Here is a 26,013-nt window from a genome sequence, read left to right on the forward strand (position 1 = left end):
CGCGACGGCCGGTTCCGTTGACTGGGTCCGATGGGCTGAGAGGTGGTCAGGTCGGGCGTCGGGGCAGCGTTCCCGGCGGCTGCGGGGTGCGTGGCGCGGGCGGGCGCCGGGCGGGGGCTGCGGTGCGCGTTCCAGCGCGGTGTCGACGAGCCGGCCGATCCTGGCCCCGGCCCGGCGGCCCTCCAGATGGAGCCTGCCGACGTTGATCCGGTCCTCGGCCAGCAGCGTCAGTACGGCGGAGGAGCCCGCGGCGTACGCCGCGATGTAGCCCGTCTCGCCCCGGACGAGGAGTTCGCGGAAGCCGCCCCGGTCGGTCGCCGCCGTCATCCGGATCGAGACGCCGAGCGCGGCCGCGGTCAGTGCGGCGACCCCTTCGGCCTCCACCCCCGGGGTGTCATGGGCGAGGACGAGACCGTCGGTGCTGGCCGCCAGGGCGCCGGCGAGCATCGGAACCCGTGCCCGCAGCCGCTGGAGTTCGGCCAGGACATCACGCACTTCGGCCTCGGGCACCGTCAGCTGTCTCCTCCCGGGACGCTGTCTGAGCGCGCGTATCACAGGGCCTCCAATGCGTCTCGGAGCCGGCGCAACAGGGCGACGTCGGGGTCCGGCGTGATCTCGGGCAGCTCGATCCGGGCGGTCGCGGAGGCGGCCGGGCCCGTCGGCTGCCGGACCGTCTCGACCAGCCCCGCGGCGGCCGGCCGCCGCAGGTCGACCAGGGTGTGGAACGCCGATCTGCCCAGCTCCTGGGCGATGTCCGTCGCGGTGCGCACCCCGTCCACGCACTCCAGGACGCGCTGCTGGCGCGGCGGCACCGGGCTGTCGACCGGGCCGCCGGTCCGGGCGAGCGGGGCGCTGTCGCCCGCCGCCTCGGGCCAGATCCGGTCCAGCAGCTCCCGGCGCCGGAGCGTCTCGCGCTGCATGGCGTCCACGGGCACCGGGCGGACCGGGCCGATCCAGTGGGCGACCCCGTAACGGAAGCGGGCCGGGGTCCGGGTCGGGGCGAGGGCGAAGAACGCCGCGTCGTACAACACCCCCAGGTGGCACAGTTCCAGCGCGCCGCCCGCCACCCGGCCGCTGTCCACCAGATAGCGGCCGACCCGCCGATGGGCGCCCGCCTGGGCGACCGCGTCCCACCAGCCGTCGCGGTGCAGTGCGCCGCCCCGGGTGAGCAGGACGTCGATCCCGGGCGTCGCCGGGCTCTCGGCGTGCACCACCTCGCCGACCGCGAGGTAGAGGGTGCCGCAGTCGCGCATCAGGGCGCCGGTGGCCCGTTCCGCGGCGAGGCGCTCCAGCATCGGTGAGAGCACGCTGGCGGGGGAGGGGGCGGGTACGGGGGCGGCCGTTCTCATGCCAGGACCAGCCGCTCGGCCGTCTCGCCCAGCCGTATCCGGGCCAGGGCGAGATTTCCCTCCGCGCGGTCCGGCCACAGGTGGAGGAAGACGCTGCTGTCGAAGTCCGTCTCGACGAATCGGAGGATGTGGTACCCGGCCCGGGTGGTGACGATGACGTCCTCGACCGGCGGCTCCGTCCCCGTGACCCCTGGGCCGGCCGCGGTGTCCGGCGGCCGGGGCGCCCCCCGAGGTGAAGGCGGACTGTTCGGCCGCCATCCGTGCCACCTCCGCCGTCTCGGCGGCGGTGGCCTCGTGATCGCCGTTGGGCGAGTCACCGATGGTGCCGAGAGCGAGACCGCTGGTCCAGTCGACCACGGCGGCGCCACGGGCACCGGGCAGTCTCATGACGTCGAGCAGGCACTTGTCGATTCCGGGCACGCGGACTCCCCTCCGACTCGGTATGCGGCTGTGACCCAGGGGTTACGCAACGTGCTCGGGACCGGTGGAGGTTCTGGCATTTTCCATAGGTGCATGCAGGTGGCCGCTGGAAAACGTCCCGCCGCACATCGGAAGGAGGCCCTCGGGAGACCGTCCGCGCCACCCTGTTGACTGGGGCTATTCAGCCGATCAAGATGTGAATAGAAAATTCACAGTCGCGAGGAGGCATTGCCATGTCAGGACCCCGCCCCGTACGGGCACCGCGCGGTACCGAGCTGAGCGCCCTGGGATGGCAGCAGGAAGCCGCGCTGCGGATGCTGCAGAACAACCTGGACCCCGAGGTCGCCGAGCACCCCGACAAGCTCGTCGTCTACGGCGGCACCGGCAAGGCGGCCCGCGACTGGCGCTCGTTCGACGCGATGGTCCGCACGCTGCGCACTCTCAAGCAGGACGAGACGATGCTCGTCCAGTCCGGGCGGCCGGTCGGCGTCATGCAGACGCACGAGTGGGCCCCGCGCGTGCTCATCGCCAACTCCAACCTGGTGGGCGACTGGGCGAACTGGGAGGAGTTCCGCCGTCTGGAGGCGCTCGGGCTCACCATGTACGGCCAGATGACCGCCGGATCGTGGATCTACATCGGCACCCAGGGCATCCTCCAGGGCACCTACGAGACGTTCGCCGCCGTCGCCGCGAAGAAGTTCGGCGGCACGCTGGCCGGCACGATCACCCTGACCGCCGGACTCGGCGGCATGGGCGGCGCCCAGCCGCTCGCCGTGACCATGAACGACGGCGTCGCGATCTGTATCGACGTGGACCCGCGCGCCATCGAGCGCCGCATCGAGCACCGCTTCCTGGACGTGAAGGCCGACAGCCTGGAGCACGCGCTCCAGCTCGCGGTCGAGGCGCGGGACGCCCGCAAGCCGCTCTCCATCGGCCTGCTCGGCAACGCCGCGGAGCTGCTCCCCCGGATGCTCGCGGAGGGCGCCCCGGTCGACATCGTCACCGACCAGACCAGCGCGCACGACCCCCTCGCCTACCTGCCGGTCGGGGTCGGCTTCGACGACATGGCCGACTACGCCACCGAGAAGCCCGCCGACTTCACGCTGCGCGCCCGTGAGTCGATGGCGAAGCACGTCGAGGCGATGGTCGGCTTCATGGACGCGGGCGCGGAGGTCTTCGACTACGGCAACTCGATCCGCGGCGAGGCCCAGCTCGCGGGCTACGGGCGGGCCTTCGACTTCCCCGGCTTCGTGCCCGCGTACATCCGGCCGCTCTTCTGCGAGGGCAAGGGCCCGTTCCGCTGGGCGGCGCTGTCCGGCGAGGCTTCCGACATCCGCAAGACGGACAAGGCGCTGCTCGAACTCTTCCCGGAGAACGAGTCGCTGCACCGCTGGATCAAGATGGCCGGCGAGCGCGTCCAGTTCCAGGGGCTGCCCGCCCGGATCTGCTGGCTCGGCTACGGCGAGCGGGACCGGGCCGGTGAGCGGTTCAACGACATGGTGGCGAGCGGCGAGCTGGCCGCGCCGCTGGCCATCGGACGCGACCACCTGGACTGCGGCTCGGTGGCCTCCCCGTACCGGGAGACCGAGGCCATGCTCGACGGCTCCGACGCGATCGCGGACTGGCCGCTGCTGAACGCCATGGTGAACGTGGCGTCGGGGGCCTCCTGGGTCTCCATCCACCACGGCGGCGGCGTCGGCATGGGCCGCTCCATCCACGCGGGCCAGGTGACGGTGGCCGACGGCACGAAGCTGGCCGGCGAGAAGATCCGGCGGGTGCTGACGAACGACCCGGGCATGGGCGTCATCCGGCACGTGGACGCGGGCTACGACATCGCGGAGTCGGTCGCCTCCGACAAGGACGTGCGGGTGCCGATGCGGGAGGGCGAGGCGTGACGGCCACGGGCGCACCGAGGCCCACCCTGTCCTTCCAGGACATGTGGCGGGAGCTCGCTCCCGTCGGACGGCACCCGGACAGCGGCGGCTACCGCCGCTACGCCTGGACCGCCGCCGACGCCGACTGCCGGGCATGGTTCCGGGCGCAGGCCGAGGCGCGCGGGCTGGCCCTGGAGACCGACCGCAACGGCAACCAGTGGGCCTGGCTCGGTGATCCGCTGGCCGGGGACGCCGTCGTCACCGGCTCGCACCTCGACTCGGTGCCGGACGGCGGCGCCTTCGACGGGCCGCTCGGCGTCGTCTCCTCCTTCGCCGCGCTCGACGAACTCCGCCGCAGGGGAGTGGAGTTCACCCGGCCGCTGGCCATCACCAACTTCGGTGACGAGGAGGGCGCCCGGTTCGGCCTGGCCTGCGTCGGCTCCCGGCTCGCCGCCGGACAGCTGACCGTCGAGGCCGCGCACCGGCTGCGGGACGGTGACGGCGTCACGCTCCCGCAGGCGATGGAGGCGGCCGGATACGACCCCGACGCCATCGGCCCCGACCCCGAACGGCTCGCCCGTATCGGCGCGTTCGTCGAGCTGCACGTCGAGCAGGGGCGCGCCCTCGACCTCAGTGGCGACCCCGTCGGCATCGCCTCCGCGATCTGGCCGCACGGCCGCTGGCGGTTCGACTTCCGGGGCGAGGCCAACCACGCGGGCACCACCCGGCTCGCCGACCGGCGCGACCCGATGCTCACGTACGCGGAGACGGTGCTCGCCGCCCGCCGGGAGGCGGAGTTGGCCGGCGCCCTCGCCACCTTCGGCAAGATCGCCGTCGAGCCGAACGGCGTCAACGCCATCCCCTCGCTGGTGCGCGGCTGGCTCGACTCCCGCGCCGCCGACCAGGACACCCTGGACACCGTCGTCACCGCCATCGAGCGGGCCGCCCGGGAACACGCCGGACGGGCCGGAATCGATCTCGACGTCGTACGGGAGTCCTTCACGCCCGTCGTGGAGTTCCAGCACGCCCTGCGCGACGAGCTGGGCACGATCCTGAAGGGCGCCACCCGGGGCAACGGCCGCGCCGTCCCCGTGCTCGGCACGGGAGCGGGACACGACGCGGGTATTTTGTCCGCTTCGGCCCCTACCGCCATGCTGTTCGTCCGGAACCCCACCGGGATCTCGCACTCGCCGGCCGAGCACGCCGCCGAGGACGACTGCGTGGCCGGGGTGATCGCACTCGCCGATGTACTGGAAGGTCTCGCGTGCCGCTGACAACGGAGCCCCCGAAAGAGCCCACGACGGAACCGGCCGCGGAGCCGACGGGCAAGCCCGTCACCGCGACGTACTGGCTCTCCCACGCCTGGCTCGGCACCCATGTCGAGCCAGGCGTCGTCGTGGAGGTGTCCGACGGGCTGATCGCCGGGGTACGGACCGGCGTCGACTCCCCGCCGCCCGGCGCCACCGTGCTGCGCGGGCTCACCCTGCCCGGCCTCGCCAACACCCACTCGCACGCCTTCCACCGCGCCCTGCGCTCCACCGTCCAGGTCGGCTCCGGCACCTTCTGGACCTGGCGCGAGACCATGTACCAGGTCGCGGCCCGGCTCACCCCCGACACGTACTACGAACTGGCCCGTGCGGTGTACGCCGAAATGGCGCTGGCCGGCATCACCGCGGTCGGTGAGTTCCACTATCTGCACCACGCGCCCGGCGGCACCCCGTACGACGACCCGAACGCGATGGGCACCGCCCTGATCGAGGCCGCGCGCGAGGCGGGCATCCGGATCACCCTGCTGGACACCGCCTACCTCGCCGCGGGGTTCGGCCGTCGTCCCTCCCAGTACCTGAAGCCCGACCACCACCAGCTGCGCTTCTCCGACAACACCGCCGACGCCTGGGCCGAGCGCGCCTCCCTCCTCAAGGGCGACGAACACGCCCTGATCGGGGCGGCCGTCCACTCCGTGCGCGCCGTGCCCGCGGACCAGCTCGCCACCGTCGCGGCCTGGGCGCGGGACAGGCGGGCGCCGCTCCATGTCCACCTCTCCGAGCAGACCGCGGAGAACGACGCCTGCCTCGCCGCCCACGGCCGGACCCCCACCCGGCTCCTCGCCGACCACGGGGTGCTCGGCCCCCGCACCACCGGGGTGCACAACACCCACCTCACGGCCGAGGACATCGCGCTGATCGGCTCCACGGCCACCGGCACCTGCATGTGCCCGACCACGGAGCGCGATCTCGCCGATGGCATCGGCCCCGCCGTCGCCCTCCAGCGCGCCGGCTCCCCGCTCTCGCTGGGCAGCGACAGCCACGCCGTGATCGACCTCTTCGAGGAGGCGCGCGCGATGGAGCTCAACGAGCGCCTGCGCACCAGGACCCGCGGCCACTGGACCGCGGCGGCCCTGCTGCGGGCCGCCTCCGCCGACGGCCACGCCGCGCTCGGCCGGCCGGAAGCGGGCATCCTCGAACCGGGCGCGCCCGCCGACCTGGCGACCGTCGCCCTGGACTCCGTCAGAACAGCGGGGCCGGTGCCGCGACTGGCCGCGGAGACAGCGGTATTCGCCGCCTCCGCGGCCGATGTGCGCCATACGGTGGTCGCCGGGCGGCACATCGTGCGCGACGGGCAGCACGCGCTCGTCCCCGACGTCCCGGCGGCACTCGCGAAGGCCATCGCCGCCCTGCACCACTGACCGGCGCGGCCCCGAACCCGCCGCCCCCACGCAAGGAAGCGTCTTCACGCAAGGAAGCGCCCCGACGCAAGGAGAGCAGTCCCCCGATGACGACGACCGCCATCACCCACATCTCCGCACTGGTCACCAACGACCCCTCCCTCGGTGACGGTTCCCCCCTCGGACTGATCCAGGACGCGGCCGTCGTCATCGAGGGCGACCGCGTCGTCTGGACCGGTGAATCCAGCAAAGCACCCGCCACTGACAACGCCGTCGACGCGGCGGGACGGGCCGTGATCCCCGGCTTCGTGGACTCCCACTCGCACCTGCTCTTCGCGGGCGACCGCACCCAGGAGTTCAACGCCCGGATGTCGGGCCGGGCCTACAGCGCGGGCGGCATCCGCACCACCGTCGCCGCCACCCGCGCCGCCACCGACGACGAGCTCGACGCCAACGTCACCCGCTACCTGGCCGAGGCGCTGCGCCAGGGCACCACGACCTTCGAGACCAAGTCCGGCTACGGCCTCACCGTCGAGGACGAGGCCCGCGCCCTGCGCGTCGCCGCCCGCCACACCGAAGAGGTCACCTTCCTGGGGGCCCACATCGTCTCCCCGGACTACGCCGACGACCCGGCCGGATACGTCGACCTGGTGACCGGCCCGATGCTCGACGCCTGCGCCCCGTACGCCCGTTGGATCGACGTCTTCTGCGAGCGCGGCGCCTTCGACGGCGACCAGGCCCGTGCCGTCCTCACCGCGGGCCTGGCCAAGGGCCTGCACCCACGCGTCCACGCCAACCAGCTCGGCCACGGCCCCGGCGTCCAGCTCGCGGTCGAACTCGACGCGGCCTCCGCCGACCACTGCACCCACCTCACCGACGCCGACATCGACGCCCTGGCCCAGTCCGCCACCGTCGCCACGCTGCTCCCGGGCGCCGAGTTCTCCACCCGCGCCGCCTGGCCGGACGCCCGCCGCATCCTGGACGCGGGCGCCACCGTCGCGCTCTCCACGGACTGCAACCCGGGCTCCTCGTTCACCTCGTCCATGCCGTTCTGCGTCGCACTCGCCGTGCGCGACATGGGCATGACCCCCGACGAGGCGCTCTGGTCCGCCACCGCGGGCGGCGCCGCGGCCCTGCGGCGTACCGACATCGGGTGCCTCGCCCCCGGCGCCCGTGCCGACCTGGTGGTCCTCGACGCACCCAGCCACGTCCACCTCGCCTACCGGCCCGGCGTACCGCTGGTGCACGAGGTCTGGCGGCGCGGCGAGCGCACCGGCCCGCGCCGCTCCGGCTGACACGGCGCCGGAACGCGGAAGGACCTGCCCCTTGGCGGGGCAGGTCCTTGATCCGGCAGTCCTCGCGGGCGCGCCGCGAGGTGCCCGCTCACTCGTCCAGTGTCAGGCCCTTGCGGAGCTTGACCAGCGTGCGCGAGAGCAGCCGGGAGACGTGCATCTGCGAGATGCCGAGCTCCTCGCCGATCTCCGACTGCGTCATGTTGGCGACGAACCGGAGCGAGAGAATCGTCCGGTCGCGGCTGGGCAGCGAGGCGATCAGCGGCTTCAGGGACTCGACGTACTCGATGCCTTCGAGCCCGTGGTCCTCGTAGCCGATCCGGTCGGCCAGCGCGCCGTCGTTCTCGTCCTCCTCTGGCTTGGCGTCCAGCGAACTCGCGGTGTACGCGTTGCTCGCCGCCATGCCTTCGACGACTTCTTCGTTGCTGATGCCCAGGCGGTCGGCGAGCTCGCCCACGGTGGGCGCGCGGTCCAGCTGCTGGGCGAGCTCGTCGCCCGCCTTGGCCAGGTCGAGCCGCAGCTCCTGCAGCCGGCGCGGTACGCGCACGGACCAGCTGGTGTCGCGGAAGAAGCGCTTGATCTCACCGACGATGGTCGGCATCGCGAAGGTCGGGAACTCGACGCCCCGGCTGAGCTCGAAGCGGTCGATCGCCTTGATCAGGCCGATGGTGCCGACCTGGATGATGTCCTCCATCGGTTCGCTGCGGGAGCGGAACCGGGAGGCGGCGAACTTGACCAGGGCCATGTTCAGCTCGACGAGCGTGTTGCGCACGTAGGAGTACTCGTGGGTGCCCTCTTCGAGGGATTCGAGCCGGGCGAAGAGCGTCTTGGAGAGCGCCCTGGCGTCCAGCGCCCCCATCTCGGAGGCGGGCGGGATCTCGGGAAGGTCCACGAGTCCGCCGGTGGTGCTGTCGGTATCGCCGTGATCACTGCTGGTGGTGCTTGAGCGCGTGCCGTCCAGGACGGTCGCGGCAGGGGAGTCTGATTCGGCCAGTCCCTGAGGACATGCTGACGTCGCGTTGTGGGTACGCGTTTCGTCGAGCCGGGGTGACATGGTCTCCTCCATCGTTCTCGGCATATGGCTGCCGATGCCTATACGTGTTCCTGCGGTGAAGCGGCGCCTCCAAAGCCGGCCATGTTTTGGGTGTCCCCCTACCCTTACCGGTCCGTATGGCTCGTTACAAGCTCCAATTACCGCCATATGTCCGGTTTGTTGAGGTCTTCGGCTACCGCGTGGCGCATGAAACGCGTACTGTTTCAAGAACGTCAGCGACAGCTGCAACGCATCTGCATGCATAGCTATGCAGACAGTGACGATCGGCGAAGAGGGACGGGCATGGACCGCGGGACGGTCGGCAGCGCGAACCGGGGGCGACTTCAGGTCGAGGCCCGCACGGTGGGCCGCAGTGAGGTTGTGACGCCGGTGGGTGAGCTCGATCACCACACGGCGGACCTGCTGCGCGAGCCCTTGGAGAGTGCGGTCGAGCAAGGGCGTGCGCGCCTGGTGGTGGACTGCTCGCGACTCGAATTCTGTGATTCCACCGGGCTGAACGTGCTGCTCGGTGCCCGCCTCAAGGCGGAGGCGGCCGGGGGAGGGGTCCATTTGGCCGGAATGCTGCCGGTGGTGGCGCGCGTATTCGAGATCACCGGGGCCGAAGCGGTTTTCACCGTTCACGGCTCCCTCGAAGAGGCCCTGGAAGACTGATCATGGTGCGTTCCACCACCCCGTGCGCCCCGCGTGTTGCTCGTGTCACGCGATCCGCGTAGCCGAAGTGGGTGTTGTCACGATTCCGCCGGGCAGGAGAGTCCCCGGTGAGCCCTCGTGGTGAGCCGCACGATCCGTGTCCGACCGGTGCCCGTATCGGTACCCCTGTCTGTATTCGTATGTGCGTTCGTATCTGTAGTTGTATCTGTAATCTGTTCAATGGCGACATGGTGAATCGGTGAGGTGAAGCGCTGATGAGCACCACCCGGCAGCATCCGCCGGGCGACCTCGGCCGCGAGCCGGAGGGCGCGGGCGTGGGTGCACATGCCGACGCGGGCCCCGGCGCGGACGTGGGCCCCGGCGCTTCCTCCGAGGGTCCGGGCGAGCGGCAGTGGCGCACGCTGTCCCTGCGGCAGGTGAGCGGCATCGTGCCGACGGCCCGTGATTTCGCCCGTGCCGCACTCCAGGAATGGGGCTGGCTGCCCGCCTCGACCGCCGACCGCCGGGCGGCCGCGGAGGACGTCCTGCTGGTCGTCTCCGAGCTCGTCACCAACGCGTGCCTGCACGCGGAGGGCCCCGACGAGCTGCGCATCGGGCGCACGCCGAAGGCGCTGCGGGTCGAGGTCGTCGACGGTGGCGCGGGACAGCCCGCGCCGCGCACCCCGCACCGGGCCGGCCGGCCCGGTGGGCACGGCATGTTCATCGTGCAGCGGCTCTGCCTGGACTGGGGAGTCGTACGGGTGCCGGGCGAACCCGGCAAGACCGTCTGGGCGGAGCTGGCCGCCCCCGCATAGCCGACGCGGGTTTCCCCCGCCCGCCCCAGGGGCCGCACCCCCTCGGGCCCCACGCACCTCGAAGAGCGCGCCGGATCGGCGCGCTCTTTGTCTTCCCTCCACAAGGCCCCGGGCGTACCTTGAGCGCCAAATCTGATGTGTCGTCAGCTATGTGGCCGCACGGAAGCGGCGCACGGCGACTCCCGGCATGAGGGGAATTCGAGGTGTCGTACCAGAAGCGAACAGCTCTCGCGCTGGCGTCCGGGCTGGCGGGGGCGGTGGTGCTGATGGCCGCGCCCGCCGCCCACGCGACGGTCGTCGACGTCAACTACAAGTGCAAGACCCCGATCGGGGACAAGGCCGCCGTGTCGCCCATCGACATCAAGAGCGTCAAGAGCGGCGGCGGCTACAAGCTCACCATGTCCTTCCAGAAGGGCGTCTCCTCCAGCCCGGTCGAACTGGGCAAGGGCGCGATGAACCCCAGCGCGGTGATCAAGGTGGGCGGCGCGGACCCGGGCCAGGTCCAGGTGGCCGGAGCCGCCAACTCCGCCGCGATCCCCGCCAACAGCCCCATCAAGATCAGTGACCTGTCGGGGACGTACACCCCGAAGAAGAGCGGCAAGGTCGACTTCACCGCCGGAGTGCTCACCATCAAGGCACTCGGTACGACGACGACCTGCACCCCGTCCAACAACCCGGGCCCCTCGCTCTCCCTCGACGTCACGGCCGCGGGCGGAAGCGCGAGCGGCGGCGGAAGCACGAGCGGCGGCGGCCGGAGCACGCCGGACGGCGGGTCGTCGCTGCCCAAGACCGGCCCGCTCGACTCGGCGGTCGCACTCGGCACGCTCGGCGGGACCGTGCTGCTGTCCGGCGCGGCCGGGGTGCTGTGGCTCACCAGGCGCGGGCAGCGGGCCACGGGCTGACTCCCCGCGAACCGCAGCCGCCGTCACGCACCAGGGAGCCGCCCATGCCGCCGTCGACCGGTCACCTCACCCGCTTCGCCCTCGCCGTACCGCTGCTCGCCGCCCTGTGGTGGACCGCCGCCATGACCGCGTCGGCCGGTGCCACCGAGCACCCGGCCGCCCCGGCGTGGACGGCCCGGCCCGCGGCGAACGGCGCGGGCCGGGACGACGGCAGGCCGTACTTCTACCTGGAGGGCCTGCCCGGCAGCGTCCTCCAGGACCGGCTCTCGGTCACCAACCCGGGCCCGGACCCGCTGACCGTACGGCTGCGCGGCGCCGACGCGTACCACACCGCGAAGGGCGGCTTCGCGGTACGCGGCGCGCACGGCTCCACCGGTACCGGGGCCTGGCTGCGGACGGCCGCGGAGAAGGTGACCGTGCCCGCCCGCACCCGCGCGGAGGTGCCCGTGTCCGTCACGGTGCCGGACGACGCGCTGCCCGGTGACCACCCGGGCGCGATCGTCGCGGAGAGCGGCGGCCGCTCGATGGGCGTCCGGGTCCAGCTGCGGGTCGGCGGGCCGACGCTGGCCGCGCTCACGGTCGAGGACGTCGAGGTGTCCGGGGGCACCATCCACTACACGCTGGTCAACCGGGGCAACGCGGTCCTCGCGCCCCGGCTCACCGTCGGCGCCGACGGGGTGTTCGGCACCCTGCTGCGACGCGACGCCCGCGCCCTGCCCGTCGAGCTGCTGCCCGGACAGAGGGTCCGGCTCACCGAACCGTGGCGGGACGCCCCCGCCCTCGACTCCGCCACCGTCCGGCTGAGCGTGACCGCCGGGGGCGGCGCGCACAGCGAGGCGACGGCCTCCGCGCTCTTCGTCCCGTGGCTGCCGCTCACCGGGGGCGCGCTGCTGCTCCTGGCCGGGGCCGCCGCGGGCACGTACGCCCACCGGAGGCGGCGAGCGGCACGGCGCGACGGGCACGGCTCCACCGGTACCGGGGCCGGCCCGTCCCCTGACCGGCAACAGCAGTCCGACGAGAGGCACTTGGTGAAGGCGGGAGCGGAATCGTGACTGGACGGACCGGACCGGCGGCACTCCGGAGCGACGGCCGCGGGCGGGCGGCGCTCCTCTCGAAACACGTCCTGGCCGCCCTGCTGACCGCGATACTGCCCGCCCTGCTGCTGACCGCGACCGGCGCGCACGCCACCGGCCGCAGCGCGGCGGACCCGAAACCGGCGGTCACGCTCTCCGGGAAGCAGGCGGGCAAGGGCGGCGAGATCACCGTCAAGGGCACCGGCTGGCGGCCGGACACCCTGCTGATGATGCTGGTCTGCGGGCGGTCCAGCCCCGACCGGGGGGTGATCGGCGGCACCAACTCCTGCGCCAACGCGGACGGCAGGGCCGTCACCACCGACTCCAAGGGCGCGTTCAGCAAGAAGCTGCCGGTCGCGGAGCCGCCCGTACCGTGCCCCTGCGTGGTGCACGTCGCGACGGTCACCGGGGACCAGTCGGTGGCCGACGCCGCGTTCGTCGTCGCCGGACACCCCGTCGCCGCGCTGCCCAAGGAGGACGGGAACGGGAAGCTCGCCGTCCTGGCCACCACCCGGCTGGAGGGCGACAGCGGGATCCTCACCTGGTTCGGCGCCCCGCCGTCCCGCCGGCTCGTCCTCACCGTGGGCAATCTGGGCTCCGCCCCGGTCAAGGACCCGGTCTTCCAGGTCGGCACCGCACACGGCGTCTACGCCCCGCAGTGGGAGGAGCGGCAGTGGCGCGGCACCGTCGAGCCCGGCCGCAAGGCGCGGATGGAGCTGCCCGTCGAGCTGACGGCGGGCGCCCACGGCGACTACCAGGTCTCGCTGATGTACGGCACCAAGGTGCTGGCCGAACAGCCGTGGGGCGTCGGCCGCCCGTGGGGCGTGACGCTCTTCTGGATCCTGCTCTGCCTCGTCGTGCCCGCCGCCGTGTTCCGTATCGGCATGGCGGTCGTCGACAAGGTCCGGCCGCGCTCCGCGCACGCGGCGGCCCGGCTGCGCCGGCGCCCCGACCGGTTCGCCGGTGTGACGGCCCGGCTGCCGAAGCTGCGGCGGGCCCCCGCGCCGTCAGAGGGTTCCGCGCCCTCGGCGGGCGCGGGCCGCACCACCACGGCCGCACTGCCGTGGTTCACCCCTGATTCCGCACCGTCAGAGCACAGACCGACGACGAAGGGACATTCGTGAGTACGCAACGCAGGACGGTCGCGGCGGGAGTCGCGATGATGATCGGCGGGGCGGGCATGCTGCTGGCCGCGAGCCCTGCCCAGGCCGCCGACATCTCGTACAAGACGGAGTGCATACCCCCGGCCATCTCCGGACTGCCGCCTGTGGAGGGCACCACCCAGGTGCAGCTGACCGCACCCGCGGAGGCGAAGGTCGGGGACACCGTCGAGGTGGTGTGGAAGACGGTCGCGGCCGCCTCCAAGAACCCCGATGTCCTGGACCTGAGCAAGGACACGGTCCAGCCGACCGGCACCATCAAGCTGGGCGGCGCCGCGACCGGTGACCTGAAGATGGAGGGACCCCGGCAGAACCCGCCGATCCCCAAGAACTCCGCGATGCTCCTCTCGGACATGAAGGGGTCGCTGAAGCTGGAGAAGGCCGGTGACCTGACACTGACGCCGGACGCGTACAACATCAACGTCTCCAAGCCGATCTCCACGGACACCAAGTGCACCCCGAAGGAGACGGTGAAGCCGGGCGCGACGATCAAGGTCACCGACGGCGGCGGAACCACGGCCGGCGGAACGACCGACGGCGGTACGGACGCCGGTGGTACCGATGCCGGGGGCACGACCGACGGCGGCAGCGACGCGGGCGGTACGGACGCGGGCGGCGCCGACACCGGAGGCGCGGCCACCGGTGGCGACACCGGCGGTACGGACGCGGGGGGCGCCACCGCGGGTTCGGGCGGTACCGGCGGTGCCACCGACTTCCCGGGCAAGGAGGTCGCCGTCAACTTCGCCTGCAAGTCGCCGGGACCCGCCTCCATCGAGTCCGAGGTCACGGTCAACGCCAAGAAGAACGGCGGCAGCTACGGGCTCACGGTCAAGACGGCCAAGGGCGTGATGGACAGCCCGGCCGACCTGCCCGCGGGCGCGCTGAAGCCGTCCATGCAGATCGTCGTCGGCGGCGCCGACAAGGGCTCCGTCGCCGTCACCGGACCGGGGAACCCCGATCCGCTGAAGACGGGCAAGCCGGTCGACCTGCCCGACATGACCGGCACGTACAAGCCGGGCGCCTCCGGCAAGTCCACCCTCACTCCGGGCACCCTGACGATCGACGTCACGCTCGGCGGCTCGAAGATCAACATTCCGTGCACGGTCAAGGGCGCCGTCAAGGCGTCGCTCGAACTCGACACCACCGCCCAGCAGGGCGGCGCGTCCGGCGGCGACACCTCGGGGTCCGGCTCCGGCGGTGCGGCGGCCGCGGCGGCCGGCGGTACGGCCTCCGGCGGCGGCCTCGCGGCGACCGGTGCCGAGGACAACGGCGCCCTGCGCGCACTCGGCCTGGTCGCCGGTACGGCGATCCTGCTGGGCGGCGCGGTGTTCACGTTCACCCCGTGGCGCAGGCTGCGCTCCGGCCGCTGAGCCGAAGCGGGTACACATACGGCAGGGGCCGCCGCACCGTTTTCCCGGTGCGGCGGCCCCTGCCTGTCGCGTGCGGCGTGGTCAGCTCTCGTCGCTCATGTGCTGGGTGACCTTCCTGCGGTACATCCAGATGCCGACACCGGCGATGACGGCGAGGATCGCCTCGGCCGCGACGGCGCCCGTGGTGTTCAGGTCGACGCCGAGCTGCGGGGAGGTGAGCAGACCGGTCACCGAGTCGCCCGCGGTGACCGCGAGGAACCAGACGCCCACCATCCGGGAGCTGTACTTCGCCGGGGCCATCTTCGTGGTGACCGACAGACCGACCGGCGAGAGGCAGAGCTCCGCGACGGTCTGGATGAAGTAGATCGCCACCAGCCACATCGGGCTGACCCGGCCGCCGTTGGCGGCGGTGTCGATCAGCGGGATCAGGAAGACGACGAAGGAGACACCGATCAGCACCAGGCTGGAGGCGAACTTGACGGCGGTGCTCGGCTCCTTGCCGCGCTTGTTCAGCCACAGCCAGCCGGAGGCCATCACGGGGGCCGCCGCCATGACGAAGATCGGGTTCAGCGACTGGTACCAGGACGTCGGGAAGTCGAAGCCGAGCAGGCTGTTCGTCGTCGAGTTCTCACCGAAGATCGACAGGGTCGAGCCGTTCTGGTCGTAGATCATCCAGAAGACGGCGGCGACCACGAAGAACCAGATGTAGCCCGACAGCTTGGACTGCTCGGTCTTCGTCAGTTCCTTGTCGCGCTTCATGCGGACCAGGACGGCGACCGGGATGACCAGACCGGCGACGGTGATCGGCAGCACCGCCCAGTCGACGAAGTTGCCGGTGACGGCGAGCAGGCCGTAGAAGACGACCGCGACGATCAGCCAGATCAGGCCCTTGCGCAGGGCCGAGCGCTTCTCCTCCTCCGTCGCCGGGGTGGCGACGACATCGCTCTCCGGGCTCAGGTGGCGGGTGCCGAGCATGAACTGGGCGAGGCCCAGCGCCATACCGACCGCGGCGAGCGCGAAGCCGAAGTGCCAGTTGACGTTCTCACCGACGGTGCCGATGGACAGCGGGGCGAGGAAGGCGCCGATGTTGATGCCGATGTAGAAGAGCGTGAAGCCACCGTCACGGCGCGGGTCCTTCGGGCCCTTGTAGAGGTGGCCGACCATCGTGGAGATGTTCGCCTTCAGCAGGCCGGAGCCGAGCGCGACGAGGGCGAGGCCCGCGAAGAACGTCGCCGAGTTGGGCACGGCGAGCGTGATGTGGCCGAGGATGACGACACCGCCACCGATGGCGACCGTCTTGCGCGGCCCCCAGAAGCGGTCGGCGAGCCAGCCGCCCGGCATGGCCAGCAGGTAGACCATCGCCATGTAGGCGGAGTAGATCGTCGTCGCGGTGGCGGCGTTCATGTGCAGCCCGCCGGGCGCGATCAGGTACAGCGGGAGCAGTGCCTTCATGCCGTAGAAGCTGTAACGCTCCCACATCTCGGTCATGAAGAGCGTGGCCAGGCCGCGGGGGTGGCCGAAGAAGGTCTTCTCTGCGCCAGGCGGGCTGGCAGGGTCCTTCGTCAGGCTGGACGCCATGGTCGATCCTTGCTTGCTCGGGACGCGGCGCCTCGTGAAGCGGTACGCGCCCGGTGGGGGGAGGCCGGCACCGACGCGGGTACGCCCACCGCGTCGGGATCCACGCCCGGTGCCTTCATCGGCGTTCCGGGCCCGGCCCACAGGTCATTCACTGGGTTGTTTCACCGGTACTTCGACTTCCGGGCCGGCGGGTACCGACCCCGCACACAAAAGAGACCCTGGGTGCTCATAGCTGCCCAAAGGTCTTTGAGTAGTGCAACAGGCGTTGAGACACCATACGACACGACAGAAGTGGATATGAAAGGACTTGAGACATGGATCACAGGTGGGAGTGCAACCACACTCCCATATTCGAAGGTCTGAACCTGGATGGGGCGCAGACCCGCAGGGCTTTTGGATCACCTCACTCCTGGTCCGCTGCGCGGACTACCATCACTCCATGACCCGTGTACTGCTCGCCGAGGACGACGCATCCATCTCGGAGCCACTGGCCCGCGCCCTGCGTCGGGAGGGTTACGAGGTCGAGGTCCGCGAAGACGGTCCGACCGCTCTCGACGCCGGCCTCCAGGGCGGCATCGACCTGGTCGTACTCGACCTGGGGCTGCCCGGGATGGACGGCCTCGAAGTCGCCCGCAGGCTCCGCGCCGAGGGCCACACCGTGCCGGTGCTGGTGCTGACCGCCCGCGCCGACGAGGTCGACACGGTCGTCGGCCTCGACGCCGGCGCCGACGACTACGTCACCAAGCCCTTCCGGCTGGCCGAACTCCTGGCCCGCGTCCGGGCGCTGCTGCGCCGCGGGGCCACCGAGCCCGCCCCGCAGCCCGCCACCCACGGCGTCAGGATCGACGTCGAGTCGCACCGGGCCTGGATGGGCGAAGAGGAACTCCAGCTCACCGCCAAGGAATTCGACCTGCTGCGGGTGCTGGTCCGCGATGCGGGCCGGGTCGTCACCCGCGACCAGCTGATGCGCGAGGTCTGGGACACCACCTGGTGGTCGTCCACCAAGACCCTCGACATGCACATCTCCTGGCTCCGCAAGAAGCTCGGGGACGACGCGGCCAATCCGCGCTACATCGCCACCGTCCGGGGCGTCGGCTTCCGCTTCGAGAAGAGCTGACGTACAGAAACACTCATGCGCCGAAGACTGATCAACTCCACCCTCGCCGTGGTGCTCGTGGTGATCGCCGTCTTCGGCGTCTCCCTCGTCATCGTCGAGGCCCGCACCATCAGCAGCAGCGCCCAGGAGAGCGTCGACTCCGAGGCGCTGCGGGTGATCAGCGTCATCGAGAGCCGGCTCCTGGGCTCCGAGCGGATCAACCCCGGAGTGCTCGCCGAACAGGTCGACGACAAGCGCTACGCCCTGGTGAAGATGGTCGGCCGCGAACCGATCGAGGTGGGCGAGCGCCCCAGCGGCAGTGTGATCAGCGCCACAGAGGTGGGTGAGCACGGGGAGCGGGTCACCATCGAGGAGTCCCGCTCCGCCGTCACCCGCGAGGTCGGCCGCACCCTGATGATCATCGGCGCGGTGGCGCTGCTGGCCATCGTCTCCGCCGTCCTGCTCGCGGTGCGCCAGGCCAACAAGCTGACCTCGCCGCTCACCGACCTGGCCGAGACCGCGGAGCGCCTCGGCTCCGGCGACCCGCGCCCGCGCCACAAGCGGTACGGGGTGCCTGAGCTGGACCGGGTCGCCGATGTGCTCGACTCCTCCGCCGAGCGGATCGCCCGGATGCTGACCGCGGAGCGCCGGCTCGCCGCCGACGCCTCCCACCAGCTCCGTACGCCGCTGACCGCGCTCTCCATGCGGATCGAGGAGATCTCGGTCACCGACGACCCGGAGACGGTCAAGGAGGAGGCGAACATCGCCCTCACCCAGGTCGAGCGCCTCACGGACGTGGTCCAGCGGCTGCTGACCAACGCCCGCGACCCGCGGACCGGCTCCGCCGTCGTCTTCGACCTCGACGAGGTGGTCAAGCAGCAGATCGAGGAGTGGCGCCCGGCCTACCGGGGCGAGGGCCGCGCCATCGTCCGCTCGGGCAAGCAGGGGCTGCGGGCCGTCGGCACCCCTGGCGCGGTCGCGCAGGTGCTCGCCGCGCTGATCGAGAACTCGCTGATGCACGGTGGCGGCACGGTCGCCCTGCGCACCCGGGTCACCGGCAACCAGGCGGTCATCGAGGTGACGGACGAGGGCAGCGGAGTCCCCGCGGACCTGGGTGCGCGGATCTTCGAGCGGACCATCAGCGGCCGCAACTCCACGGGGATCGGCCTCGCGGTCGCCCGGGACCTGGCGGAGGCGGACGGCGGCCGTCTCGAACTGCTCCAGCAGCAGCCCCCGGTCTTCGCCCTCTTCCTCAGCCGGGTGGCCCTGAACAGAAAAGAACCGGAACGCCCGGTGAGGTAACCGGAGCGCTCTCGGACGTGCCCGGAGGGCTACCGCCGAGCCGTATCCGCCTCGACCCGCGCGACGGGCGCGGCCGCCGGCGCGGGCACGGAGACCGCGGGCGCCACAGGCGCCTCCGCCTCGCTCAGCACGCCCTCTTTGTCAGGCAGCGCCTTGAAGACCCAGCTCCGGTACGACCAGAAGCGGAACAGCGTCGCGACACCGATGCCGACGATCTTGAAGACATTGCTCTGGACCGGGCTGTTCCAGCCGAACCCGTACGTCGCGGCGTACAGCACCCCGGTCTCGATGACCGCTCCCACCGCGCTGAACAGCAGGAACAGCGTGAGTTCCCGCGTCCGCCCGCTCTTGTCGCGGTCCCGGTACGTCCAGTACCGGAAGCCGACGTAGTTGCAGAGGATGGCGACGAACGTCGCGAGCAGGCCCGCCCGGACCGTCGGGATGTCCGTGTAGCGCCACAGCAGGTTGGATACCGCGATATTGACGACCAGACCGACCGCGCCGACCACGCCGAACTTGGCGATCTCCCGGGCCAGCAGATCCAGCCGGTCCCGCAGTGCGCCCCGTTCACTCATGGTGATTGCTCAGCCCGTCTGTCGGTTCGTCTTCAGGTTCCGTCAACCCGGCCATGCTAACCAGCCCGCCCGTCGGCCGCCCGTGAGTACGGGTACGGGTGTGGCGAGGCGGCCACCTCGGGCCGTCGTCGAGGGCCCCCGCGGGGTGCGGATACCCTGGATGAGTGACGTTCCCGGTAGTCGGCATGGTCGGTGGCGGTCAGCTCGCCCGTATGACCCACGAGGCGGGCATCCCCCTCGGCATCAAGTTCAAGCTCCTCAGCGACACCGCTCAGGACTCGGCGGCCCAGGTCGTGAATGAAGTCGTCGTCGGCGACTATCGCGACCTGGAGACGCTGCGTGCCTTCGCGCGCGGCTGTGACGTGATCACCTTCGATCACGAGCACGTGCCGACCGAGCACCTGCGGGCCCTGGAGGCGGACGGCATCCCCGTGCGCCCCGGCCCCGACGCGCTGGTGCACGCCCAGGACAAGGGGGTGATGCGCGCGAAGCTCACCGAGATCGGCGCGCCCTGCCCCCGCCACCGCATCGTGAAGGACCCGGCCGACGCCGCGGCCTTCGCGCAGGAAATCAGCGGGGGCGGCGCGCAGCGCCTCGGTGAGGGGCGGTGGCCGGGCGACGGGTCGGGAGGCTTCCCCGTCATCCTCAAGACCGTGCGCGGCGGCTACGACGGCAAGGGCGTCTGGGTGGTCCGCTCCGAGGCGGACGCGGCCGACCCGTTCCGGGCCGGTGTCCCGGTCCTCGCGGAGGAGAAGGTCGACTTCGTACGGGAGCTGGCGGCCAACATCGTCCGCTCGCCGCACGGCCAGGCGGTCGCCTACCCGGTCGTCGAGTCCGTCCAGGTGGACGGCGTCTGCGACACGGTCATCGCCCCGGCCCCCGAGCTGGACGAGCGGCTCGCCGGTGAGTCCCAGCAGCTCGCCCTCCGGATCGCCGCCGAGCTCGGCGTCGTCGGCCACCTCGCCGTGGAGCTCTTCGAGACCCGCGACGGGCAGATCCTGGTCAACGAACTGGCGATGCGCCCGCACAACTCCGGGCACTGGACGCAGGACGGCGCGATCACCTCGCAGTTCGCCAACCACGTCCGCGCCGTACTGGACCTCCCGCTCGGCGACCCGCGCCCCCGCGCCACCTGGACGGTCATGAGCAACGTCCTGGGCGGCGACTACCCGGACATGTACCAGGCGTACCTGCACTGCATGGCCCGCGACCCGCAGCTCAAGATCCACATGTACGGAAAGGACGTGAAGCCCGGCCGGAAGGTCGGCCACGTCAACACCTGCGGCGACGACCTGGCGGATGTGCGGGAGCGCGCCCGGCACGCGGCCGACTACCTGCGAGGAACGATCACCGAATGACTTCCCCCTCCGCCGCACCGGTCATCGGCATCGTCATGGGCTCGGACTCCGACTGGCCCGTCATGGAAGCGGCGGCCAAGGCCCTCGACGAGTTCGAGATCCCCTACGAGGTCGACGTCGTCTCCGCCCACCGCATGCCGCGCGAGATGATCGCGTACGGCGAGAACGCCGCGGGCCGGGGCCTGAAGGCGGTCATCGCCGGGGCGGGCGGCGCCGCCCACCTGCCCGGCATGCTCGCCTCCGTCACCCCGCTGCCGGTCATCGGCGTACCGGTGCCGCTGAAGTACCTGGACGGCATGGACAGCCTGCTCTCCATCGTGCAGATGCCCGCAGGAGTCCCCGTCGCCACCGTCTCGGTCGCCGGCGCGCGCAACGCGGGTCTGCTGGCGGCCCGTATCCTCGCCGCCCACGACAGCGAGCTCCAGGCCCGCATGGTCGAATTCCAGAAGGAGCTCAACGACCAGGCCACCGAGAAGGGCAAGCGGCTGCGCACCAAGGTGGCCGGCGCGGACTCCTTCGGCTTCGGAAAGTAGGCAACGGATGGACCAGCTGGAGAAGGCCAGGGAACTCCTCGCGGAGCACCCCGTGGTCGACGGCCACAACGACCTGCCGTGGGCACTGCGCGAACAGGTCAACTACGACCTGGACGCCCGCGACATCGCCGCCGACCAGTCGGCCCATCTGCACACCGACATCCCCCGGCTGCGCGCGGGCGGCGTCGGAGCCCAGTTCTGGTCCGTCTACGTACGGTCCGACATGGCGGGCGAGGACGCCGTCAGCGCCACCCTGGAGCAGATCGACGCGGTCACCGAACTGCTGGCCCGGCACCCCGCGGACCTGCGCCGCGCGCTGACCGCAGACGACATGGAGGCGGCCCGCGCCGAGGGCCGCATCGCCTCCCTGATGGGCGCGGAGGGCGGCCACTCCATCAACAACTCGCTGGGCACCCTGCGCGCCCTGCACACCCTCGGCGTCCGCTACATGACGCTGACCCACAACGACAACATCGCCTGGGCGGACTCCGCGACCGACGAGCCGGGCGTCGGCGGGCTCTCCCCGTTCGGCCACGAGGTCGTCCGGGAGATGAACCGCACCGGGATGCTGGTCGACCTCTCGCACGTGGCGGCCACGACGATGCGCGACGCCCTGCGCACGTCCACCGCGCCGGTGATGTTCTCGCACTCCTCGGCGCGGGCGATCTGCGACCACCCGCGCAACATCCCCGACGACGTCCTGGAGCGGCTCCCGGCCAACGGCGGCATCGCCATGGCGACCTTCGTACCGAAGTTCGTCCTGCCGGCGGCCGTCGCCTGGACGAAGGCCGCCGACGAGAACATGCGCGCCCAGGGCCTGCACCACCTGGACACCACCGAGCGGGGCATGCGGGTGCACGCCGCGTTCGAGGCGGCGAACCCCCGCCCGATGGCGACCGTGGCGACGATCGCGGACCACCTCGACCACATGCGCGAGGTCGCCGGGATCGACCACATCGGCATCGGCGGCGACTACGACGGCACCGCGTTCCTCCCGCAGGGCCTGGAGGACGTCGCGGGGTACCCGAACCTGATCGCGGAGCTCCTCGGCCGGGGCTGGTCCGCCGCCGACCTGGCCCGGCTCACCTGGCAGAACGCGGTACGGGTGCTGCGTGCGGCGGAGGACGTGTCGCGCGAGCTGTCCGCCCACCGGGGCCCGTCGCACGCCACGATCGACCAGCTGGACGGCTGACCAGCCGGCTCAGCAGGCGCAGAGACAGAACGGGTGCCCCGCCGGATCGGCGTACACCCGGAAGCTCCGCTCCCGGTCGTCCGCTTCGAGCACCGTCGCCCCCAGCGCCAGCACCTCGCGCTCCGCCGCGTCCAGATCCCGCACGGTCAGATCCAGATGGAACTGCTGCGAACCGTCCGGACGCGGCCACTGCGGCGGTACGAAGCCGGGCGCGGCCTGGAAGGCGAGCGGAGTGCCGGTGATCCCGGTGAGATCCACCCAGTCCCCCTGCTGCTCGACCTTCCCGCCGAGCAGTGCGGCGTAGAAATTGGCCAGGGCGGTGGGATCCGGGCAGTCCAGGACGACGGCACCCAGTGCGGCTACAGCCATGACGCTTCCTCCTCGGGCAGATACGGGCATGCGGTTACCGGCAATCCGGCTCAACCGGTAACCGTTACTGCATGCTGCCGCAATGGAGGTAACGTCGCAACCATGAATGAGAGGGACTCCGCGCCCGGCGGACTCGCGCTGATCGAAGCCCTGGTCAACACCCTGGACGTGGAGACCGGCGTGGACACCCTCGACACGGCGGAAGGGCGCGCCGAACTCGACCTGGCCGGCCCGGACGTCCCGGCGGCCCGCGCGCTCCGCGAGGCCCTGCGCGCCGTCTGCCTGGCCCACGCGGGCCACCGCCCGCCCGAGGGCGGCTCGGTGTCCCTGCTGGACCGGCTGCTGGCGGAGGCGCCCCTGCGGGTCCGGGTGGACGAGGCGGGCGCGGCGGTGCTCTGCGCGGTGCAGGAGCCGCCCGGACTGACCGCCCGGGTCGCGACGGCCGTCGCCGCCGCCTGCGCGGACGGCACCTGGGACCGGCTCAAGGTGTGCGAGGCGGCGGACTGCCGCTGGGCCTATTACGACCGCAGCCCGGCGGGGCGCCGCCGCTGGTGCTCGATGTCGGTGTGCGGGGCCCGCGCGAAGATGCGCGCGTACCGCGCGAGGCAGGGCTGAGAGGGCTCAGGCACCCAAGGCGCAGGCGTGAGAGGGCTCAGGCACTCAGGCCTTCGGCCGTCCCATCGCCCGGAACGTCCACCCGGCCTCGCGCCACACCACGGGGTCCAGCGCGTTGCGCCCGTCCAGGATGAGCTTGCGCCCCGCGGCCTCGCCCAGCATCACCGGGTCCAGCTCGCGGAACTCGCTCCACTCCGTCAGGTGCAGCACCACATCGGCGCCGCGCACCGCGTCCAGGGCGGTGTCCGCGTAGCCGAGGGTCGGGAAGAGGCGGCGGGCGTTGTCCATGCCCTTCGGGTCGAACACGGTGACCTGGCCGCCCTGGAGGTGGATCTGCCCGGCGACGTTCAGGGCGGGCGAATCGCGTACGTCGTCCGAGTCCGGCTTGAAGGTGGCGCCCAGGACGCCCACCCGCTTGCCGAGGAACGAGTCGCCGCCGACGGCCTCCCTGGCCAGCTCCACCATGTGGCCGCGGCGCCGCATGTTGATGGAGTCGACCTCGCGGAGGAAGGTCAGCGCCTGGTCGGCGCCCAGCTCACCGGCGCGCGCCATGAAGGCCCGGATGTCCTTGGGCAGGCAGCCGCCGCCGAACCCGATGCCGGCGCGCAGGAACTTCTTCCCGATGCGCTCGTCGTGGCCGATGGCCTCCGCCAGCTTCACGACGTCGCCGTCGGCGGCCTCGCAGACCTCGGCCATGGCGTTGATGAAGGAGATCTTGGTGGCGAGGAAGGAGTTGGCCGAGGTCTTCACCAGTTCGGCGGTCGGGAAGTCCGTCACCACGAACGGCGAGCCCTCCGCGACCGGTGTGGCGTACACCTCGCGGAGCAGCTTCTCGGCCCGCTCGCTCTCCACGCCGACGACGATCCGGTCCGGGTGCAGCGTGTCGTTGACGGCGAAGCCCTCGCGGAGGAACTCCGGGTTCCACGCCAGCTCGGCGGCGTCGCCGGCGGGCGCCAGCTCGGTGAGCCGGGCGGCGAGCCTGGCCGCGGAGCCGACCGGCACGGTGGACTTGCCGACGACCAGGGCGGGCCTGGTCAGCAGCGGTGCGAGGGATTCGAAGGCGCTGTCCACGTAGCTCATGTCGCAGGCGTACTCGCCGTGCTTCTGCGGGGTGTTCACGCAGACGAAGTGGACGTCACCGAATTCCGCCACCTCTTCCCACGAGGTGGTGAAGCGCAGCCGGCCGCTGGCGCCCTCGATGCCCGCGACGTGCTTCTTCAGGATCTCTTCGAGCCCCGGCTCGTACATCGGGACCCGGCCGGCCGACAGCATCTCGATCTTCTCGGGCACGACATCGAGCCCCAGCACTTCGAAGCCCAGTTCCGCCATGGCCGCGGCGTGGGTGGCGCCGAGGTAGCCGGTGCCGATCACAGTGATCCTGAGGGCCATGTAGTGCTCCTGTGAGATGCGGACAGACGTGCGGTGAACGAGCATAGTCGTGGCACTGAATCGCTCCATTCCGGCTGTCGTGAAGCTCACGGCCCCAGCTCATATGCCATTGCCGGGGCAGGCGCCTAAAATTGGGTTACTTAACGGTAGTTAGCATCCTTGGGGAGTGAGAGTCTTGGCGGGTTCGACCGATTTCGACCTGTACCGTCCGGCAGAGGAGCACGACATGCTCCGTGAGTCGGTGCGTGCGCTCGCCGAGGCGAAGATCGCCCCGTTCGCGGCCGCGGTCGACGAGGAGGCCCGCTTCCCGCAGGAGGCCCTGGACGCCCTGACCGCCGCCGACCTGCACGCGGTCCACGTCCCCGAGGAGTACGGCGGCGCCGGTGCCGACGCGCTCGCCACGGTCATCGTGATCGAGGAGGTCGCCCGCGCCTGCGTCTCCTCCTCCCTGATCCCCGCGGTGAACAAGCTCGGCTCGCTCCCGGTGATCCTCTCCGGCTCCGAGGACCTGAAGAAGAAGTACCTGGGCCCGCTCGCCAAGGGTGACGGAATGTTCTCGTACGCGCTCTCCGAGCCCGACGCGGGCTCGGACGCGGCCGGCATGAAGACCAAGGCCGTCCGCGACGGCGACTTCTGGGTCCTCAACGGCGTGAAGCGCTGGATCACCAACGCGGGCGTCTCCGAGTACTACACGGTCATGGCGGTCACCGACCCGACCAAGCGCTCCAAGGGCATCTCGGCGTTCGTCGTCGAGAAGTCGGACGAGGGTGTCTCCTTCGGCGCCCCGGAGAAGAAGCTCGGCATCAAGGGCTCCCCGACCCGCGAGGTCTACTTCGACAACGTCCGCATCCCCGCCGACCGCATGATCGGCGAGGAGGGCACCGGCTTCGCCACCGCGATGAAGACCCTGGACCACACCCGCATCACGATCGCGGCCCAGGCACTCGGCGTCGCCCAGGGCGCACTGGACTACGCCAAGGGCTACGTCCAGGAGCGCAAGCAGTTCGGCAAGCCGATCGGCGACTTCCAGGGCATCCAGTTCATGCTCGCCGACATGGCCATGAAGCTGGAGGCGGCCCGCCAGCTCACCTACTCGGCCGCCGCCAAGTCCGAGCGCCTCGACAGCGACCTCACCTTCTTCGGCGCCGCGGCCAAGTGCTTCGCCTCCGACGTCGCGATGGAGATCACCACCGACGCGGTCCAGCTGCTCGGCGGCTACGGCTACACGCGGGACTACCCGGTGGAGCGGATGATGCGCGACGCCAAGATCACCCAGATCTACGAGGGCACCAACCAGGTCCAGCGGATCGTGATGGCGCGGAACCTGCCTTAGCAGGGTCGAACCAACAAACGAAAGCCCCTGCCAGAAAGGGCGAATTCGAGGGGTCGTTGCAACACGTGG

The 26,013-nt window shown here is 71.5% G+C and carries 23 protein-coding genes and 2 pseudogenes; 17 read left to right on the top strand and 8 right to left on the bottom strand.

What is annotated here, in order from left to right:
- Positions 1-46 precede the first annotated feature (46 nt).
- The 3 genes and pseudogenes from RLT59_RS24110 to RLT59_RS24120 form a co-directional block, all read right to left on the bottom strand.
- Positions 47-555 (bottom strand): annotated as a pseudogene (locus RLT59_RS24110) (roadblock/LC7 domain-containing protein).
- On the bottom strand, positions 552-1,349 hold the full coding sequence (locus RLT59_RS24115; protein WP_311305333.1) for a transcriptional regulator: 798 nt from the start codon (positions 1,347-1,349) through the stop codon (positions 552-554). The pseudogene RLT59_RS24110 and the gene RLT59_RS24115 overlap by 4 nt, the downstream one beginning before the upstream one ends.
- Positions 1,346-1,769: pseudogene (locus RLT59_RS24120) on the bottom strand (hypothetical protein). The gene RLT59_RS24115 and the pseudogene RLT59_RS24120 overlap by 4 nt, the downstream one beginning before the upstream one ends.
- 233 nt (positions 1,770-2,002) lie before the next feature.
- On the opposite strand from RLT59_RS24120, the gene hutU reads away from it, so the two are divergent.
- The 4 genes from hutU (at position 2,003) to hutI (ending at position 7,603) form a co-directional block, all read left to right on the top strand.
- Positions 2,003-3,664 (top strand): urocanate hydratase, encoded by a 1,662-nt coding sequence (gene hutU, locus RLT59_RS24125; RefSeq protein ID WP_311305334.1) that lies wholly within the window; start codon positions 2,003-2,005, stop codon positions 3,662-3,664.
- Positions 3,665-3,705: 41 nt separating this feature from the next.
- Complete coding sequence (locus RLT59_RS24130; protein ID WP_311307833.1) at positions 3,706-4,917, top strand: allantoate amidohydrolase; 1,212 nt, start codon at positions 3,706-3,708, stop codon at positions 4,915-4,917.
- Positions 4,908-6,329, top strand: a complete 1,422-nt coding sequence (locus tag RLT59_RS24135; protein ID WP_399125987.1) for a formimidoylglutamate deiminase — start codon at positions 4,908-4,910, stop codon at positions 6,327-6,329. Before RLT59_RS24130 ends, RLT59_RS24135 begins: the two co-directional genes overlap by 10 nt.
- Positions 6,330-6,415: 86 nt before the next feature.
- On the top strand, positions 6,416-7,603 hold the full coding sequence (gene hutI, locus RLT59_RS24140) for an imidazolonepropionase (RefSeq protein ID WP_311305335.1): 1,188 nt from the start codon (positions 6,416-6,418) through the stop codon (positions 7,601-7,603).
- An 88-nt stretch (positions 7,604-7,691) separates the two neighbouring features.
- On the opposite strand, the gene RLT59_RS24145 is transcribed toward hutI, so the two are convergent.
- Positions 7,692-8,654 carry an RNA polymerase sigma factor SigF gene (locus tag RLT59_RS24145; protein WP_311307835.1) on the bottom strand — a complete coding sequence of 321 codons (963 nt, stop codon included), beginning with the start codon at positions 8,652-8,654 and terminating at the stop codon, positions 7,692-7,694.
- Between the two features lie 282 nt (positions 8,655-8,936).
- Between RLT59_RS24145 and RLT59_RS24150 the strand changes: the two genes are divergently transcribed.
- The 6 genes from RLT59_RS24150 to RLT59_RS24175 all read left to right on the top strand — a co-directional run bounded on the left by RLT59_RS24150 (position 8,937) and on the right by RLT59_RS24175 (position 14,604).
- Positions 8,937-9,305, top strand: a complete 369-nt coding sequence (locus tag RLT59_RS24150; protein WP_311307836.1) for an STAS domain-containing protein — start codon at positions 8,937-8,939, stop codon at positions 9,303-9,305.
- A 254-nt stretch (positions 9,306-9,559) separates the two neighbouring features.
- Entirely contained in the window at positions 9,560-10,099 is a 540-nt protein-coding gene (locus RLT59_RS24155; RefSeq protein ID WP_311305336.1) for an ATP-binding protein, read from the top strand.
- Between the two features lie 203 nt (positions 10,100-10,302).
- The gene (locus tag RLT59_RS24160) at positions 10,303-11,001 is read left to right on the top strand and encodes a peptidase (RefSeq protein ID WP_311305337.1); all 699 of its coding nucleotides are present in this window, start codon (positions 10,303-10,305) and stop codon (positions 10,999-11,001) included.
- Between the two features lie 44 nt (positions 11,002-11,045).
- Positions 11,046-12,053, top strand: coding sequence for a COG1470 family protein (locus RLT59_RS24165; RefSeq protein WP_311305338.1), 1,008 nt, complete (start codon positions 11,046-11,048; stop codon positions 12,051-12,053).
- Positions 12,050-13,198 carry a hypothetical protein gene (locus tag RLT59_RS24170; protein ID WP_399125990.1) on the top strand — a complete coding sequence of 383 codons (1,149 nt, stop codon included), beginning with the start codon at positions 12,050-12,052 and terminating at the stop codon, positions 13,196-13,198. Before RLT59_RS24165 ends, RLT59_RS24170 begins: the two co-directional genes overlap by 4 nt.
- Before the next feature lie 38 nt (positions 13,199-13,236).
- Complete coding sequence (locus RLT59_RS24175) at positions 13,237-14,604, top strand: hypothetical protein (protein ID WP_311307838.1); 1,368 nt, start codon at positions 13,237-13,239, stop codon at positions 14,602-14,604.
- Positions 14,605-14,685: 81 nt separating this feature from the next.
- On the opposite strand, the gene RLT59_RS24180 is transcribed toward RLT59_RS24175, so the two are convergent.
- The gene (locus tag RLT59_RS24180; protein ID WP_311305339.1) at positions 14,686-16,182 is read right to left on the bottom strand and encodes a peptide MFS transporter; all 1,497 of its coding nucleotides are present in this window, start codon (positions 16,180-16,182) and stop codon (positions 14,686-14,688) included.
- A gap of 439 nt (positions 16,183-16,621) precedes the next feature.
- Here RLT59_RS24180 and RLT59_RS24185 point away from each other — a divergent pair, with 439 nt between their 5' ends.
- Positions 16,622-17,299 carry a response regulator transcription factor gene (locus RLT59_RS24185; RefSeq protein WP_018104033.1) on the top strand — a complete coding sequence of 226 codons (678 nt, stop codon included), beginning with the start codon at positions 16,622-16,624 and terminating at the stop codon, positions 17,297-17,299.
- 15 nt (positions 17,300-17,314) lie between these two features.
- On the top strand, positions 17,315-18,580 hold the full coding sequence (locus RLT59_RS24190) for a sensor histidine kinase (RefSeq protein WP_311305340.1): 1,266 nt from the start codon (positions 17,315-17,317) through the stop codon (positions 18,578-18,580).
- Between the two features lie 29 nt (positions 18,581-18,609).
- Here RLT59_RS24190 and RLT59_RS24195 read toward each other — a convergent pair whose 3' ends face one another.
- A complete protein-coding gene (locus tag RLT59_RS24195) occupies positions 18,610-19,155 on the bottom strand; it encodes a GtrA family protein (RefSeq protein WP_311305341.1) in 546 nt (181 codons plus the stop codon).
- A gap of 164 nt (positions 19,156-19,319) precedes the next feature.
- Between RLT59_RS24195 and RLT59_RS24200 the strand changes: the two genes are divergently transcribed.
- From RLT59_RS24200 to RLT59_RS24210, 3 genes are read left to right on the top strand one after another with little or no spacing between them, the layout of a single operon-like run.
- On the top strand, positions 19,320-20,513 hold the full coding sequence (locus RLT59_RS24200) for a 5-(carboxyamino)imidazole ribonucleotide synthase (RefSeq protein ID WP_311305342.1): 1,194 nt from the start codon (positions 19,320-19,322) through the stop codon (positions 20,511-20,513).
- Complete coding sequence (purE, locus tag RLT59_RS24205; protein ID WP_311305343.1) at positions 20,510-21,046, top strand: 5-(carboxyamino)imidazole ribonucleotide mutase; 537 nt, start codon at positions 20,510-20,512, stop codon at positions 21,044-21,046. The genes RLT59_RS24200 and purE overlap by 4 nt, the downstream gene beginning before the upstream one ends.
- A 7-nt stretch (positions 21,047-21,053) precedes the next feature.
- Positions 21,054-22,238, top strand: a complete 1,185-nt coding sequence (locus tag RLT59_RS24210; protein WP_311305344.1) for a dipeptidase — start codon at positions 21,054-21,056, stop codon at positions 22,236-22,238.
- Positions 22,239-22,247: 9 nt separating this feature from the next.
- Here RLT59_RS24210 and RLT59_RS24215 read toward each other — a convergent pair whose 3' ends face one another.
- On the bottom strand, positions 22,248-22,607 hold the full coding sequence (locus RLT59_RS24215; RefSeq protein ID WP_311305345.1) for a VOC family protein: 360 nt from the start codon (positions 22,605-22,607) through the stop codon (positions 22,248-22,250).
- A gap of 102 nt (positions 22,608-22,709) precedes the next feature.
- Between RLT59_RS24215 and RLT59_RS24220 the strand changes: the two genes are divergently transcribed.
- On the top strand, positions 22,710-23,222 hold the full coding sequence (locus tag RLT59_RS24220; RefSeq protein ID WP_311305346.1) for a CGNR zinc finger domain-containing protein: 513 nt from the start codon (positions 22,710-22,712) through the stop codon (positions 23,220-23,222).
- Positions 23,223-23,267: 45 nt separating this feature from the next.
- On the opposite strand, the gene RLT59_RS24225 is transcribed toward RLT59_RS24220, so the two are convergent.
- Positions 23,268-24,611 carry a UDP-glucose dehydrogenase family protein gene (locus RLT59_RS24225; protein WP_311305347.1) on the bottom strand — a complete coding sequence of 448 codons (1,344 nt, stop codon included), beginning with the start codon at positions 24,609-24,611 and terminating at the stop codon, positions 23,268-23,270.
- A 175-nt stretch (positions 24,612-24,786) separates the two neighbouring features.
- Here RLT59_RS24225 and RLT59_RS24230 point away from each other — a divergent pair, with 175 nt between their 5' ends.
- A complete protein-coding gene (locus tag RLT59_RS24230) occupies positions 24,787-25,944 on the top strand; it encodes an acyl-CoA dehydrogenase family protein (RefSeq protein ID WP_311307839.1) in 1,158 nt (385 codons plus the stop codon).
- The last annotated feature ends 69 nt before the right edge of the window (positions 25,945-26,013 follow it).

This window comes from Streptomyces sp. ITFR-6 (assembly GCF_031844725.1).
Taxonomy (GTDB): Bacteria; Actinomycetota; Actinomycetes; order Streptomycetales; family Streptomycetaceae; genus Streptomyces.

Coding starts and splice junctions, on each gene's coding strand:
- RLT59_RS24225 (WP_311305347.1), bottom strand. CDS start 24,611: ATGGCCCTCAGGATCACTGTGATCGGCACCGGCTACCTCGGCGCCACC.
- RLT59_RS24130 (WP_311307833.1), top strand. CDS start 3,706: ATGTGGCGGGAGCTCGCTCCCGTCGGACGGCACCCGGACAGCGGCGGC.
- RLT59_RS24215 (WP_311305345.1), bottom strand. CDS start 22,607: ATGGCTGTAGCCGCACTGGGTGCCGTCGTCCTGGACTGCCCGGATCCC.
- RLT59_RS24180 (WP_311305339.1), bottom strand. CDS start 16,182: ATGGCGTCCAGCCTGACGAAGGACCCTGCCAGCCCGCCTGGCGCAGAG.
- RLT59_RS24210 (WP_311305344.1), top strand. CDS start 21,054: ATGGACCAGCTGGAGAAGGCCAGGGAACTCCTCGCGGAGCACCCCGTG.
- RLT59_RS24145 (WP_311307835.1), bottom strand. CDS start 8,654: ATGTCACCCCGGCTCGACGAAACGCGTACCCACAACGCGACGTCAGCA.
- RLT59_RS24190 (WP_311305340.1), top strand. CDS start 17,315: ATGCGCCGAAGACTGATCAACTCCACCCTCGCCGTGGTGCTCGTGGTG.
- RLT59_RS24115 (WP_311305333.1), bottom strand. CDS start 1,349: ATGAGAACGGCCGCCCCCGTACCCGCCCCCTCCCCCGCCAGCGTGCTC.
- purE (WP_311305343.1), top strand. CDS start 20,510: ATGACTTCCCCCTCCGCCGCACCGGTCATCGGCATCGTCATGGGCTCG.
- RLT59_RS24165 (WP_311305338.1), top strand. CDS start 11,046: ATGCCGCCGTCGACCGGTCACCTCACCCGCTTCGCCCTCGCCGTACCG.
- RLT59_RS24155 (WP_311305336.1), top strand. CDS start 9,560: ATGAGCACCACCCGGCAGCATCCGCCGGGCGACCTCGGCCGCGAGCCG.
- RLT59_RS24220 (WP_311305346.1), top strand. CDS start 22,710: ATGAATGAGAGGGACTCCGCGCCCGGCGGACTCGCGCTGATCGAAGCC.
- RLT59_RS24175 (WP_311307838.1), top strand. CDS start 13,237: ATGATCGGCGGGGCGGGCATGCTGCTGGCCGCGAGCCCTGCCCAGGCC.
- RLT59_RS24150 (WP_311307836.1), top strand. CDS start 8,937: ATGGACCGCGGGACGGTCGGCAGCGCGAACCGGGGGCGACTTCAGGTC.
- hutU (WP_311305334.1), top strand. CDS start 2,003: ATGTCAGGACCCCGCCCCGTACGGGCACCGCGCGGTACCGAGCTGAGC.
- RLT59_RS24185 (WP_018104033.1), top strand. CDS start 16,622: ATGACCCGTGTACTGCTCGCCGAGGACGACGCATCCATCTCGGAGCCA.
- RLT59_RS24195 (WP_311305341.1), bottom strand. CDS start 19,155: ATGAGTGAACGGGGCGCACTGCGGGACCGGCTGGATCTGCTGGCCCGG.
- hutI (WP_311305335.1), top strand. CDS start 6,416: ATGACGACGACCGCCATCACCCACATCTCCGCACTGGTCACCAACGAC.